Here is a 13065-nt window from a genome sequence, read left to right on the forward strand (position 1 = left end):
CGTAGGAGCGCCGCCCCGGCGCGAAGCTTTGTGGGCGGCCTGCGACAGCGCAGGATGGCCACTATTCGCCGCGGGGCGCGGCTCCTACGATGCACGCTGCAGCACCACTATCGCGTAGGAGCGCCGCCCCGGCGCGAAGCTTTGTGGGCGGCCTGCGATAGCGCAGGACGGCCACTATTCGCCGCGGGGCGCGGCTCCTACCGATGCACGCTGCAGCACCACTATCGCGTAGGAGCGCCGCCCCGGCGCGAAGCTTTGTGGGCGGCCTGCGATAGCGCAGGAAGGCCACTATTCGCCGCGGGGCGCGGCTCCTACCGATGCACGCTGCAGCACCACTATCGCGTAGGAGCGCCGCCCCGGCGCGAAGTCTGCGCTGCGGGCAGCACCTACTTCTTGCGCCATTGCCCCTGGACCTGGATGTACTGCCCGGCGGGTGTGCGCTCCAGAGCCTTCTGCCCGGCGATGGCTTCCACGTCGCTGCGCTGGATGCCGTTTTGGGTAGCGAGTTTCTGGTATTCGGCGCGGCGCGCCTGGTTGATCTGCGCGGCGATTTCCGCCGCCTGGCCGCCAGGGCTGACCACACCGAGGTAGCCGTCAGGCTGCTCGCCGAGCTGGCCGCTGGCCTTGGCGCTGCTCAGGGCGCTCATGGCTTCGTTGAGGTTGAGGGCGAGCGCCGGCAGGCTCAGGCTGAACAGCAGAATAAAGCTGGCAATGCGTTGGGTCAGGGTCATGTCGTGCTCCTCAGAACAGGCCGCTGGATTCGCTGAACATGCTGTCCAGGGCTTTATCCACCTTGATGTAGATTTCGTGCTCGATCTTCACGTTGAGGTTGATATTGATCGGCTCGTTGGGCATCGCCAACTGCACGGTCGGGGTGCAGGCAAGTGGGCTGAGCACCAGCAGCAGGGCGAGCAGGCCGCGGGGTAAAGACCAGTGTGGCGGTCGGGTCATGGCGGGGTTCCTTGTACCGGGGCATCGACACGAATGTCAGACGACGTGGACGGCTGTGCGTTGCGTTGCAGCATATAGCGTTGCACGCGGCGGGTGATGATTTCGTTGACCTTGTCGGTCAGTTGCAGGCTGGCCAGCAGGGTGGGGATGTCTTCTTCCAGGTTGATGTTGAAGTGAATCGGTCGCCCGCCTTCGATGGCCGGGTTCTGGCCCTCCAGACGCATGCCCAGGTTCAGCTTGCCGTCGCGGTTGTAATCGACCTGGCTGCTCAGCACGCTGTAGCGAAAATCCTCAAGCGAGCGGGTGACCAGTTGCATGGCCGGGTTGCTGCGCCCGAGGGCGTCGAAGCGCGCCGAACGAAAACGCAGGTAACCACCGGGGGCGCGGGCCGCGAGCTGGCCTTGGGCGATGCTTAGGGCGCCCTGTTGCACGCGCAGCGGCAGGTCACCGTCGATCAAGCCGCTGCCGGCCAGGCCCTCGGCCGGGTAGAGGGTCAGCAGGCGGTCCAGGTTCAGGCCTTCCAGGCGCAGGGGCAGCAACCAGTCATCGTCACTCAGGCGCCATTGACCGGGGGCCAGGCTCAGGCGGCCTTCGATCAGCCGGGTCTCGGCATTGTCGATTTTGAGCGTGCCGTTGCCGGGCTGGTTGCGTGGTGCCTGGTAGCGGACGCTGAGCTGGGTTGGGCCGATGGCCACGCCGGGGTCGACCTCGGCCAGGCGCAGGTTGGAGCTGCTGGCGCTGAGCGTGCGGGCGTCCAGGCGCAGCTGCAGGTCGCCGCTCAGGCCGCTGAAGGTGGCACGGTCATACAGGCCGCCGAGGTCGCTCAGGGCCAGGTCGAGATTCACCTGCGGGATGCTCCTGCCTGTGGGTAGATGCAGACTGGCCTTGCTGTTCAGGCGACCACCGCTGAGGTCGAGCAGCGCCGGCCAGTCGGCGAGGATCTGCGCCAGTGGGTTGCCGGCACGCAAGAACAGTTCGGTCGCCTTGGCCTCCAGATGCAGCCCTTCGGCGTTGCAGTGGTGCAGGGTTAGATCGATCGGCAATTCGGCCTGGGCGTTAAGTCGGCCGCTGGCTTGTTGTTGCTCGGCCGTGGCCTTGAGCTGGCCTTGCCAGCTCCAGCTCTGGGGTTTGAGGTTGGCCTGGGTCAGGCGCTCGCTGCTCAGGCTTAAGGGGCCTTCGAGCTGCCAGCTCAGGTCGGCGCTGTCGGGATAGTCGAGTGCCAGTTGCAGCTTGTCGCTCTGCGCGCGCACGCCCTGGGCCTGGACATCCGTGCCCTGTAGCTGGGCCACCTGCAACTGGCTGCCGGCGCCGAGGGCGAGGCGCAGCTGCATGCTGTCGAGATAACCGCTGGCGTTGAGGCTGGCGCGTATCTCGCGACCTTGCCAGCCGGCCATATCCAGGCTGGCCGTGGTGGCGGTGACCTGCGCCTGGACGATCTGCATGGCCCAGGGCGCATGAGTGGCCACGGCGAGGTTAGCGCTCAGCTGCAGGTCGCTGGCGCCGCTGCTGCTGAGCTCGACGTGCAGGGGCAGGGCGCGGCCGCTGAGGCTTGCCGGTAGGTCCGCGGGTTGCGGCGCAGGCTCGATGCGCAGGGCCAGACGCGGGTTGTTCAGGGCGGCAGGCAGGGTCGGCAGCCAGGTCGTCAGGGCGAGGTGGTCGAACTGCAAGTCCGTGCGCAGTTGTTCGATCAGCCACTGGCCCTGTTCGGCCCGTGCAGCGAGCTGCAACTCGCCCTGCACTTCGCCGATACCGGGCAAGGCCCAGGCCTGGGGCAGGCTGGCAGCGGCTTCGAGGCGACCGCTGGCGCTGTGCAGGTGCGCCAGGGTCAAGTCACCCGCCGGCAGTTGCAATTGCCAGGTAGCGCTGAGTGCGGCCGAACCGCTAAGGACGGCGGGCGGCCGTTCGGAGGCAGGTAGCCACTCGGCGAGCCAGGCCTGCACCAGCGCCGCCTGGCTGAATGGCAAGGTGGCCAGTTCACCTTGCCAGAGCCTGCCCTGGGCGGTGCTCGACAGGTCGCTGCGCAGGCTCAGTTGCGGCACCGCGTCGACACTTAATAGCAGCTGGGCGGCCAGGGCCTGGTCGTGTTGTTGCAGCTGCGCCTGGGCACTGAGGCTGTGCTGCTGGTGTTTGATCGTCACCTGGGCGGTGACCTGCAACGGCTCTTCCAGGCTGCGGGCAAGCTGCAGGTCCCCATCAATCGTGCAGCGCCCGCGCGGGCAGGGCAGTTCGGCTGTCAGTTGCTGTATCCGCAGCTGGGCCGGGATAAACGCCAGGGCATCGAGGGCCGCTGCCGGGTCAAGTGTGCTCTCGCTGGGGGCGGTGGATGCGGCGGGCTGCCAGTCGAGGTGCGCGTGCTCCAGGTCCAGCTGCTGCCAAAAGGGTGGGCGCAGGCTAAAACCCGCCCAGCCGAGCTTCAGGCCCGTGGTTTTTAGCTGAACGCTGCCCGCATCACTCTGCTGGCGCACCTGCAACTGCGCCAGTCGTACACCGTCACGGCCCAGCCCAAAACCCTGCCAGGCGAGCACCTCAATGCCTTGAGCAAGCAGCAGGCGCGGCAGCGCAAGCCAGGCCGCAATGCTCAGCGTCAGCAGCAGGGCCAGAGCCATCAGCAGGTATCGCGCAATGCGCCGGTGAGTCATGCAGGGGCCTAATAACGCTCAAGTGGGAGGGACGGTACCCCATGTCCCCGGTACTGCCAATGCGCGTCGGCCTGCACAGAGATGGCGCAGCGTGAGAGGGGCAACCGCCAACTGGGACACTATGCCGCAGCCCTATTTGCGCAGGCCGCGGGGGGATGTTCTGTCGCGGGCTGGCTATACACACAGGATTGACAAGTCGCAGCCCGCAAAATGACCGCGTTTCAGGGCAGAAATGCGCTTAAAAAGGGCATCCAGCCTGGCAGAGAGGGCGACTTGTGCACATTTAGGATGCGGCTTGTCAAGGTCATATTCCGGGACGACGTAAATCCTTGATTCTTCATATTGATTTATTAAGTCAATGAAAAATATGCACTTTTTTAGCTGGTGAAAAAATCATCAATTTGACGGGAAGCCCCATCCCATCAGCGATCAGGGGCATTGCGCGCATGTTGTCCACCGAGTTATCCACAGGTTCTGTGGATTGTCTGGGACGCTCGTCGGCATAGCGCGGATTGCCTCGCCGAAGGCCTTTACCTGAGAAAAAAAGAGAGTAGAGTGGCGCGCCTTTCCGGCCACCAGCTGTTACCCATGCCTCGCGTGCTATCCACTCCTGTTGCCAAGCTTTCGTCGTCCACTCGTTTACCCCTGCGCGTTGCGCTCTGGCTGCTCGACCGCCCGCACCTGGGCCAGACTGACAGCGTCAAACAAGTTGCTGGTCGCCTGCTCAAACGCCCCGCGCGTCAAGGCGTGGTTTCGGCGCAGAGCCGTCTGGGCCAACTACTGTGCCGCGACTGTGGCAACACCCGTGATCGCCGTATCGGCCTCGACCTGCTGCGCCAGGCGGCGCGTGCCGGTGACAGCCGCGCACAACTGACCCTCGGCCAGCTCTGCAGCCAGCCTGAGGTCAACGAGCCCAAGCAAGCCCGGCATTGGCTGGAACTGGCCGCCAACCAGGGCCAGACCGAAGCCCAGCAACTGCTCAAGCGCCTCTGATCGCGTCCCCAGCCAGCGTGCTGGGTATGATGCCCGGCAGTCCCGTCGGAGCCCTACGGGCACCTCTAAAAACTACCTGCGTTGTCATCGCGGCGTTAAAAACAGGCTCAAAATGCTCATTTACAGAGCGTAAACTGCGCTTTCTCGCCTGTTTTTGCCTTGCGCTGACTGCCTCGCCTACGTTTTTAGAGATGCCCTATGTCGATTGATCTGTCTGCCCCCTTGCCATTGTTTTTGCTCGGCCTGCTCTGCGCCAGCGTGCCCCTGCTGGCATTCGCTTGGTCGCTGCAACGCCAGGCCCAGCAGGCGCGGCTGGACAACAGCCTGTTGCAAGAGCGCCTGCACGCCGCGCAACTGACCCAGGCCGGGCTCAGCGCTCAGCTCGACGCCAGCCGCCAGGAAGTCACCGAGATCAGCGAAACCAAGGCCGACCAGCAGGCCGAGCTGGCCGCGCTGCGCCGTGAGAGCGAACTGCTCCAGCATGACCGCCAGCAGGCCCGCGACAGCGCCCAGGCCGCTCAAGCCCTGCGTGAGCAGCAGGAAGCCGAGCTGCGCCGCCTGGGCGCCGAACGTGCAGCCCTGGCCGCCGAGCTGCATGAGCAGCAAGACCACCATCAGCAGCGTCTGAATGACCTGCAAGGCTCGCGCGACGAGCTGCGTGCGCAGTTTGCCGAACTGGCCGGCAAGATCTTCGATGAGCGCGAGCAGCGCTTTGCCGAGACCAGCCAGCAGCGCCTCGGCCAGTTGCTCGACCCGCTCAAGGAGCGCATCCAGGCCTTTGAAAAGCGTGTCGAGGAAAGCTACCAGCAGGAAGCCCGCGAACGCTTTTCCCTGGGCAAGGAGCTGCAGCGCCTGCAGCAGCTCAACCAGCGCCTGGGCGACGAAGCTACTAACCTGACCCGCGCGCTCAAGGGGCAAAAGACCCAGGGTAACTGGGGCGAGCTGGTGCTCGAACGGGTACTCGAACACGCCGGCCTGGAGAAGGGCCGGGAGTACCAGACCCAGGTCAGCCTGAAAAACGGCGAGGGCGAGCGCTTCCAGCCCGACGTGCTGATCCAGCTACCGGGCGATCGGCAAGTGGTGGTGGATGCCAAGGTCAGCCTCACCGCCTACCAGCAGTACATCGCCGCCGATGACGAAAGCCTGCGGCAGAACGCGCTGCGCCAGCATGTACTGTCGCTGCGCAGCCACCTCAAAGGCCTGTCGCTGAAGGATTACCAACGCCTCGACGGCCTGCACAGCCTGGATTTCGTGCTGCTGTTCGTGCCGATCGAGGCGGCGTTCTCCGCCGCGTTGCAGGCCGACCCCAACCTGTTTCAGGACGCCTACGACCAGCACATCGTGATCGTCAGCCCGACCACCCTGCTGGCCACCCTGCGGGTGATCGACAGCCTCTGGCGCCAAGAGCGGCAAAGCCAGAACGCCCGCGAAATCGCCGAGCGGGCCGGGGCGCTGTACGACAAGTTCGTTGCCTTTATCCAGGACCTCGACGAAGTCGGCAGCCGCCTGCAACAGCTCGACAAAGCCTACGCCGCCGCGCGTAACAAGCTTTGCGATGGCCGCGGCAACATCATCAGCCGGGTGGAAAACCTCAAACTGCTCGGCGCCCGCGCCAGCAAAAGCCTGCCCCCCGACCTGCTCGAACAAGCCGCCGGCCTGCCATTGCCGGATGAAGCCGACAGCTAAACCCACGGCCAACGCAGGTGTTGGAGCGAATTTATTCGCGATAGGTCTTGAGCTTGCAGCAAAAGCATCGCGAATAAATTCGCTCCTACAGGTTAGGCGTCGCGGCGAAGGTGGCGCCTAGCTTGGGACGCTCTGCGTCCGTTGTAGCGAGACGCGGGGCGCCTCTGGCTGCATGCCCGCGCGGACGGTTCGACGTGGGAACGATCAACGGACAGCTAAGGGCCTCGCGCGCGTGTCGCCAGTAATCGCGTCCCGGGTATCGCTGCGCTCAACCCAGGCTACCGGTCGTAGGAGCGAATTTATTCGCGATGCTTTTAGCGTCTTCAAGGCAAATCGCGAATAAATCCTAGGCGCCCCCTTCGCGCCTAGATATCTGGCCAATCGGCGTATTCAGTTTATGGCTGGCGCGCGCGCACCAATCGGCCAGGGCGGTTTCGATGGCGCTGCGATCTGAGAGCTGTTCGAGGGCAATCGACTGGGCGTAGCAGCGGTAGCCGGGCACATCCGTGGCATTTACTTCACCGTCTTGCGGGTAGTCCATGCCGTTCCAGATTTTCCCGTACCAGTTGCAGGGGGTGGCCATCGGTTGGTCGCACACCACCACGGACAGCACCAGGACGCTCTGGGTCTGCTCGACAGGCTGGTTGTCGAACAGGCCGGAGTGTTTGTCGAAGCCCGTGTCGCTGCGCACCCAGGCGCCGAACATCATGTCGCCGGGTAAGTGATTGTCCCAAGGGGCATCCTGGTTTTTGTGCTTCAGCCAGATCGCCGACAGGTCGTAAAAGGGCAGGTAGCGCATGCCGCTGTTCTCCTGCTTGCCCAGGCCCTTGATGCCTTGTGGCAGCGGATGAACATGGCTCTGGTAGTAGTCCTCGGCCCCCAGGTGCTCGCGCACAAAACTGAGCAGTTCAAACATGCGTTGCTGGTAGCTGGCGAGCAGGCGATAGGCGCGGCGTACATCCATCAGGGCGTCTTGCAGGGTATCGGTCATTTCAGCTTCCAGGCGGCGAAGGAGGCGGGCGTGCTGCTAAGCCCGAGTGGCTTCAGGTTATTGAGCCAACGCATGGGGTGGGTGCGCAGGCCATGCCAGGCGTAGCACTGGGCAATGTCATCGAGCAAACGCCGACAGCCAATGGGGGTGTCTGGGTCAATGTGCGTTTCCAGAGCCTGATACAGCTGCTGCCAACTGCGGCAGACCAAGGTGAAGCGGGCGGCGCTGCCGGCGGGTAGCAAGGGCAATACAGAGGCCAGGAGTTGCTGGTGGCTGCGTTCGTGGGTGTCCACCAGCCCGCCAAGGGTCAGCAACAGGCAGTGCTCGCCCAGGCAGTCTTCCTCCCAACCTGCCAGCAGTTCATTGGCCAGTTGCCCGGCATCTTGTTGGCGGATGCCGTCGTGGCGTTTGGCTTCGACCAGCAGGGTCTGTTTTTCATCGCGCAGCAGCACATCAGGCTCGACGCGGGTTCCGCTCGGCAAATACCAGGACGGCCAGTAGTCGATACTCTGCAGCGCGCCGAAGGGTGTGCCGAGCAGCGTCGTCATCACCTTGGATAACAGCGCTTCGGGCAAGTAGCTCAGGCGTTCAAAAACGCTGGCAGTCAGCACATCCTCTGCGCCCTCTGCCATTTCTGGCGCGGCATGAGGGTTCTGCAGCCCCGTACCGCGCTTCTTGCCGGCTAATACTGCGTTAAGCATGCTGACTCCTTTCTAGGCTGATGCCTTGCGCCCGCGCTTGGCCTTGGGCGCGGCGGCGCGTTGCGCCTGGATGCGCGCCAGCAGCACGCTGGCGGGTTCGTCATTTGGGTCTTGCGGTACCAGTTCGCCCCGGAAGGCTTTGGCCAGGATGCTTTGGGTGAGGTGATCGATACGGCTTTTGGCGCTTTGCACTTTGCGTTCAAGTTGCTCGGCAAAGGCGAAGAGTTGTTCGACGCGGCGGACGATTTCGGTTTGTTCTTCCGGTGCAGGAAGCACAATTTCAATGTTGCCTAGCATTGTCAGGCTGAGAAATGGCTGAGCCCCGCCTTGAGTCTGCTCATTAAATATTGTTTTTTTACGCGCATCAAAAAAGGCTTTTAGATATTGAGGGTTTATAATTTCTGGTCGCTTGATGATCGCTATATTTTTGAAGCTAAATTCAAAATCGACGTCCACATTGGCGCTGTTCCCTGTTCCGGCGCCAATGTTTACAATTAAGAGGTCGCCTATTTTGGGGGAGCATTTATTATAAAGTTCTCTGTGCTCTGCCTCAGAGATAAATTTCCCTTCGGTAAAGTTTAAAGTTCCACCCGTTAAATCTTTTGCAGTTATATACGGAAAGCCTTGGGCCATAATTTTCGGCGTATTGTGGGCGCCATCGGTGATTTTTAATGCAACTTCCGAGAGTTTCAGCCAGGCCCAGCTAATTGGCGCTTCAATACGGTTAGTGCTTGGGGACACATTTGTTTTTATTGGCTTGAACCCAAGCGCCGCCCGTTCTGCAACAACGCTCGCTTTGATGGCATCTTCCGTCCATTTCGCGCGTATCGAATTTTCTTTTCGCCACTCCTCCGTCAACCGCCCGGAAACCGCTGCGGCGAGGACGGATTGGCGGAAGCGTTTAAGCAGGGCGGGGATGGCGTCGATACGGGCTTTGAGGGTGTCGACCTGGGCCAGCAGTTCATCGAGTTTTTGGGCAATGCGGGTTTGTTCGGCGAGTGGCGGCAGTAGATAGACGGCTTCTTTGAGACATTTGAAGTGGCGCGCATAGCCTTTGCTTTCAACAGGCAGGTTGCGCAGAAAGTAATAAATATAACGGGTGTTCAGTTCGTCGTCAGTCTTGAGAATTTTTACCCCGTCTGCTCCGGGAATAAATGGGAAATCTATCCACTTTATTTCCCGAGTGTGGTCGCCAAAGATGATTAGCGGGTCGTCATTGGATACGACAAGACTCTCGTCATTCAGGTAGCCAGAAATGAATGTGCGCCCTTGATCTACTACAGGAAATTTTCCCTGTAGTTGTGTTTCTCCCGTCTTGACCTTTTTGCCGGTCGTTGAGATTTGAGAGAAAACCTCATCGAAGCTGGTGGTCGCCCAATTGGTTGGAATAGTTTTGCTCATGCATCTTCCTCGCTGACGGCGAGTCCCATTACTTCCGCTAGCAACTGCTTCTGCGCCGCCACCTCATCCCCCGCGCCCAGGGCTTTCATCAACTCTTCCAGTTCATGCAGGGCTTCGGTCAGTTCGGCCATGGCTTCGCCGGCCAGCACTTCCGGGGCGGGCAGATCAGCGGCGTCCAGGCTGTCGGCATCCTTGAGCCAACTGATATCCAGGGAGTCGCCGCGTTCGCGGATTTGTTCGCGGCTAAATACGCGAAAGCGGCTCAGTTCGCCGATACCTTCGACGTTTTCGGCGCGCGGGCTGTTGCCGTTGGGGTCATCCCCGTAGGCCTCCTCAAAGGGTTTGAGGTGCGCGGCGCCGAAGGGCGTGCGCTTGCCGAAGCTGGGCATATTGCTGCGCAGGTCATAGACCCACACGCGCTGGGTGCAGCCGTGCTCCTGGCGTGGGTTGGCGGCGGTGCCTTTCTGGAAGAACAGCACGTTGGTCTTTACGCCCTGGGCATAGAAGATGCCGGTGGGCAGGCGCAGGAGGGTGTGCAGGTTGCATTTGTCCAGCAGGTCGCGGCGCACTTCGGTGCCCACGCCGGCCTCGAACAGCACGTTGTCGGGCAGCACCACGGCGGCGCGGCCACCGGGTTTGAGGCCACGGTAGATGTGCTGCAAAAAGGCCAATTGCTTGTTGCTGGTCTTATAGGTGAGGTCATCGCGGGTCGGGCCGCCGCCGCCTTTGGCGGTGCCGAACGGCGGGTTGGAGAGAATCACCTCGGCCTTGGGCAGGTTGGCGCCGGTCTGGCCGAGGGCGTTGCCCAGGTGCACCACGCCTTCGTCGTCGCCTTCCATGCCGTGCAGCAGGGTGTTCATCAGGGCCAGGCGGCGGGTGCCGGGGACCAGCTCAATGCCGACAAAGGCGCGGTTGCGCTGGAAGGTCTGGGCCTTGGCGTCGAGGTCGTAGTGGTCATCGGTGTGGCGCTTGATATAGGCGTCGGCGGCAATCAAAAAGCCAGCGGTGCCGGCGGCCGGGTCTTGAATCACTTCACCAGGCTGGGGCTTGAGGCAGTTGATGATGCTGTCGATCAGCGGGCGCGGGGTGAAGTACTGGCCGGCACCGGATTTGGTTTCGCTGGCGTTTTTTTCCAGCAGGCCTTCGTAGAGGTCGCCCAGGCCGTCCTGGCGGGCGCTGAACCAGTCGATGCCGTCCAGGCTTTTGACTAATTGCTCCAGGTGCTTGGGCTCGGCCAGGCGGGTCTGGGCGTCGGCGTAGATGGCGGCAATCAGCGGGTCTTCATTTTTGCCCAGGTCCAGCAGCATCTGCCGGTAGTAGTTGAGCAGGTTGAGCCCGGATTTTTCGGTGAGGTCCGGCCAGCGTGCGCCAGCGGGCAGCTTGTGCTCGAACTGGCTGCCGCTCTGGGCCTGCTCGTATTCCATTTTGATAAACAGCAAGAGCACCAGCTCGGTGACGTAGTCGCTGTAGTTGATGCCGTCGTCGCGCAGCACGTCGCAGAGGTTCCAGAGTTTCTGGACGATGTCGGAGTGGGTCATGGGGTCTCTCTAGGTTGTTCAAGGTGTGAGCCGGACAGGTGGTGTTAGTCGTCTCATCAAGTCGGTGGTGTGATGATGCTCATGCAACTGATGTCGTCATCGGTGGGCGGCGCGGGCAGGCTGCCGTCATGTAAAAAGCGCTGTTGTTGCTGTTCGCTCAGGCCGGCCCAGAAGCCGTCCGTAGCCAGCAACCAATGTTGGTTGGCGCTAAGTGGCCAGTGGTTGATTTCAGGGTTACTGGGGCGCCTGGGGCTAAAGCAGCGGGTCAGGTTGTGACGTAATGGCATCTGCGCAAGTTCTGCATGCGCGAGATTGCCTTGCCAATTGGCGGCGCAGTGCGCGGGACTCAGCCAGCTGATGTGGCCACTGGGCTCAATCAGCCCCAGGCAGCAGTCGCCTTCATGGATGCTGAACGCGGCATCGGCGAGTAGGCATAGCAGGAGGTAACTGCAGGCCGCCTGTGGGTGTGCATCACGCAGGGCTCGCTTGCTACTGTCGATCAGCTGCAGCAGCGCTTCGGCCAATTGCTCCGGGTTCCGTTCGGTCGCAGGCAGGTGGTTGAAGCCCTGGGCAAGCGCTGCCAGCAGGGCAGTGGCCAACTCGCCACTGCGCGGGTGACTGCTGCTGCCATCGGCGATCAGGTAAAGGCTGGCGTGGGCCTGCTCGATATGGGCGCAGGCATCGCGGTTGTCGGTCGTGAGTGTGCCGAGCTGGGTATGCCAGTGCAGGGTGGCGCGCATTCAGGCAGCCACCTGGCAGAGATGGCGCAAACGTTGCCAGATGATCTGCTCACGCTCGTTATCGCCATGGGCGGCGTCCTGCACCAGGTAGCCGAAGTCGTTATTGCCGAGCAGTGCGGTGAGCTTTTCTGCCAGATAGGCGCGTAGTTCGGCTGCGGCGGCGTCAACTTCCTGTAGCAGTTCTTCGCGGCCGTTGACCAGGTTGAGAATGTCCTCAAGGTCCTGGCTAGCCAGTGGGTTCTGCGCGCCGCGCCCGGCATAGGCTTCCAGTTTGCTGCCGAGAAAGTAGGGCGGGGTGAACAGGCGAATGCGGCAGCCGCTGGGCAATACGTGCCACTGCGCGTTGGCCAGGCCATCTGTGAACCAACGATTGTTGCAACCCAGTAGAGTGGCGGTTCTGGCATCTTCGGGCATAAAGTCGACCTTCAACTCACCGAGGCGCAGACGGCAGATGACCTCGTCCTGCGGTGATTGCGTGAAGCCTTTCTGTTGCAGTTGCTCGACCAGCTGTTGCCATTGGGCATAGCCGGCCAGGTGAACCACCAAGTCGACATCATCGGTGTAACGCACCTCTTCACGGCTGAATTCATCCGTCAGCAGCAGGGCTGTGGTGCAGCCGCCGACGAAGGCGACCTCTTGGCAAAGGTCTTGGCCGAGCGCCTGGGCGACCACTTCGAGCATCTGGATGTTGTGGGCGTGGCTCATGCCTGCAGCACCTTCTCACGCAGCATCTGGTTGGCGAGGTTGGCTTCCCGGGCATTACCCAGGCGTATTGCATCGATAAGGGCCAGGTATTCATACAGCAGGGGGTCTTTCTTGACCGCACCTGGCACGGTTCTGAATAGCGGGGTGATGGATTGACCCTTGCGATTGCCATAGGCGTCTGGCCAGACGTGGATAAGGTCGCCGCCGCTCATCAGCGTGCCTTGCAGCACGGGGGCGGAAAAGCTGGTAGGAATGCCCCGCACAATCTCTGCTGGTTTGACAGGAAATACATAGCGCAAGCCGTGCTCGATAAAGCCCAGCAAGGCTTTGCTGTTGACGCGAGGCAACTGGTTGTTGGGGTCTACCCGCAGTAGGCCGATTTGCTGGCAGCGCTTCAGTGCCGAGGCAATTTCGGTTTTGCTGATGCCCAGTGAGGCTTGCAGGGCACGAACCGAGTAGCTGTCGTGATGCACGGGAGGGTCTTGTTCGGCGTGATCTTCCCAGCCCCGCCATTGTTCGGATGCGTAGAGATCGCTGTGTTTGATTCGCTCGGCTGTTTCGCCCTCAAGCCTCTGCTGTAGGCGTTCGCGCTGCTCAAGGCAGATCAGTTTTATCAGCAACAGAACATCTTGACTCTTCATGGCGATCTCAGTTAGCGACTGTCCTTTGTCCTAGGACTGAGGACAGTTTAAGCGTTGATGCATGGCGGCTGTCAATCGC

General features: G+C 61.9%; 12 protein-coding genes. 2 read left to right on the plus strand and 10 right to left on the minus strand.

Annotated elements, in window-relative coordinates:
* Positions 1 to 386 precede the first annotated feature (386 nt).
* Genes BMW49_RS19915 through BMW49_RS19925 form a run of 3 tightly spaced genes read right to left on the minus strand, consistent with a single transcriptional unit; the run spans position 387 to position 3557 of the window.
* The gene (locus BMW49_RS19915; RefSeq protein ID WP_069519510.1) at positions 387 to 731 is read right to left on the minus strand and encodes a YdbL family probable chaperone protein; all 345 of its coding nucleotides are present in this window, start codon (positions 729 to 731) and stop codon (positions 387 to 389) included.
* A gap of 10 nt (positions 732 to 741) precedes the next feature.
* Positions 742 to 951: a YnbE family lipoprotein gene (locus tag BMW49_RS19920; RefSeq protein WP_069519511.1), complete on the minus strand. Its 210-nt coding sequence runs from the start codon at positions 949 to 951 to the stop codon at positions 742 to 744.
* Complete coding sequence (locus tag BMW49_RS19925) at positions 948 to 3557, minus strand: intermembrane phospholipid transport YdbH family protein (protein WP_167362822.1); 2610 nt, start codon at positions 3555 to 3557, stop codon at positions 948 to 950. The genes BMW49_RS19920 and BMW49_RS19925 overlap by 4 nt, the downstream gene beginning before the upstream one ends.
* 621 nt (positions 3558 to 4178) lie before the next feature.
* On the opposite strand from BMW49_RS19925, the gene BMW49_RS19930 reads away from it, so the two are divergent.
* Together BMW49_RS19930 and BMW49_RS19935 are read left to right on the plus strand one after the other, a co-directional pair.
* Complete coding sequence (locus BMW49_RS19930; RefSeq protein WP_069519527.1) at positions 4179 to 4583, plus strand: tetratricopeptide repeat protein; 405 nt, start codon at positions 4179 to 4181, stop codon at positions 4581 to 4583.
* Between the two features lie 324 nt (positions 4584 to 4907).
* Complete coding sequence (locus BMW49_RS19935; protein ID WP_167362823.1) at positions 4908 to 6269, plus strand: DNA recombination protein RmuC; 1362 nt, start codon at positions 4908 to 4910, stop codon at positions 6267 to 6269.
* 346 nt (positions 6270 to 6615) lie between these two features.
* Here the strand turns inward: BMW49_RS19935 and BMW49_RS19940 are convergent, their stop codons facing one another.
* From BMW49_RS19940 to BMW49_RS19975, 7 genes are read right to left on the minus strand one after another with little or no spacing between them, the layout of a single operon-like run.
* Positions 6616 to 7260, minus strand: coding sequence for a hypothetical protein (locus BMW49_RS19940; protein WP_069519514.1), 645 nt, complete (start codon positions 7258 to 7260; stop codon positions 6616 to 6618).
* Complete coding sequence (locus BMW49_RS19945) at positions 7257 to 7961, minus strand: hypothetical protein (RefSeq protein ID WP_069519515.1); 705 nt, start codon at positions 7959 to 7961, stop codon at positions 7257 to 7259. The genes BMW49_RS19940 and BMW49_RS19945 overlap by 4 nt, the downstream gene beginning before the upstream one ends.
* 12 nt (positions 7962 to 7973) lie before the next feature.
* Positions 7974 to 9362, minus strand: coding sequence for a restriction endonuclease subunit S (locus tag BMW49_RS24665; protein WP_069519516.1), 1389 nt, complete (start codon positions 9360 to 9362; stop codon positions 7974 to 7976).
* Entirely contained in the window at positions 9359 to 10900 is a 1542-nt protein-coding gene (locus tag BMW49_RS19960; protein WP_069519517.1) for a class I SAM-dependent DNA methyltransferase, read from the minus strand. The genes BMW49_RS24665 and BMW49_RS19960 overlap by 4 nt, the downstream gene beginning before the upstream one ends.
* Before the next feature lie 56 nt (positions 10901 to 10956).
* Positions 10957 to 11640, minus strand: coding sequence for a protein phosphatase 2C domain-containing protein (locus BMW49_RS19965; RefSeq protein WP_069519518.1), 684 nt, complete (start codon positions 11638 to 11640; stop codon positions 10957 to 10959).
* Positions 11641 to 12345 (minus strand): nucleotidyl transferase AbiEii/AbiGii toxin family protein, encoded by a 705-nt coding sequence (locus BMW49_RS19970; protein ID WP_069519519.1) that lies wholly within the window; start codon positions 12343 to 12345, stop codon positions 11641 to 11643. It lies immediately after the preceding gene.
* The gene (locus BMW49_RS19975) at positions 12342 to 12986 is read right to left on the minus strand and encodes a hypothetical protein (RefSeq protein WP_069519520.1); all 645 of its coding nucleotides are present in this window, start codon (positions 12984 to 12986) and stop codon (positions 12342 to 12344) included. The genes BMW49_RS19970 and BMW49_RS19975 overlap by 4 nt, the downstream gene beginning before the upstream one ends.
* Between the last annotated feature and the right edge of the window lie 79 nt (positions 12987 to 13065).

This window comes from Pseudomonas cuatrocienegasensis, from assembly GCF_900110925.1.
Classification (GTDB): Bacteria; Pseudomonadota; Gammaproteobacteria; order Pseudomonadales; family Pseudomonadaceae; genus Aquipseudomonas; species Aquipseudomonas cuatrocienegasensis.

Excerpts from the sequence above, each read along its gene's own strand:
- BMW49_RS19915 (WP_069519510.1), bottom strand. The coding sequence starts at position 731 with ATGACCCTGACCCAACGCATTGCCAGCTTTATTCTGCTGTTCAGCCTG.
- BMW49_RS19920 (WP_069519511.1), bottom strand. The coding sequence starts at position 951 with ATGACCCGACCGCCACACTGGTCTTTACCCCGCGGCCTGCTCGCCCTG.
- BMW49_RS19925 (WP_167362822.1), bottom strand. The coding sequence starts at position 3,557 with ATGGCTCTGGCCCTGCTGCTGACGCTGAGCATTGCGGCCTGGCTTGCG.
- BMW49_RS19930 (WP_069519527.1), top strand. The coding sequence starts at position 4,179 with ATGCCTCGCGTGCTATCCACTCCTGTTGCCAAGCTTTCGTCGTCCACT.
- BMW49_RS19940 (WP_069519514.1), bottom strand. The coding sequence starts at position 7,260 with ATGACCGATACCCTGCAAGACGCCCTGATGGATGTACGCCGCGCCTAT.
- BMW49_RS19945 (WP_069519515.1), bottom strand. The coding sequence starts at position 7,961 with ATGCTTAACGCAGTATTAGCCGGCAAGAAGCGCGGTACGGGGCTGCAG.
- BMW49_RS24665 (WP_069519516.1), bottom strand. The coding sequence starts at position 9,362 with ATGAGCAAAACTATTCCAACCAATTGGGCGACCACCAGCTTCGATGAG.
- BMW49_RS19960 (WP_069519517.1), bottom strand. The coding sequence starts at position 10,900 with ATGACCCACTCCGACATCGTCCAGAAACTCTGGAACCTCTGCGACGTG.
- BMW49_RS19965 (WP_069519518.1), bottom strand. The coding sequence starts at position 11,640 with ATGCGCGCCACCCTGCACTGGCATACCCAGCTCGGCACACTCACGACC.
- BMW49_RS19970 (WP_069519519.1), bottom strand. The coding sequence starts at position 12,345 with ATGAGCCACGCCCACAACATCCAGATGCTCGAAGTGGTCGCCCAGGCG.
- BMW49_RS19975 (WP_069519520.1), bottom strand. The coding sequence starts at position 12,986 with ATGAAGAGTCAAGATGTTCTGTTGCTGATAAAACTGATCTGCCTTGAG.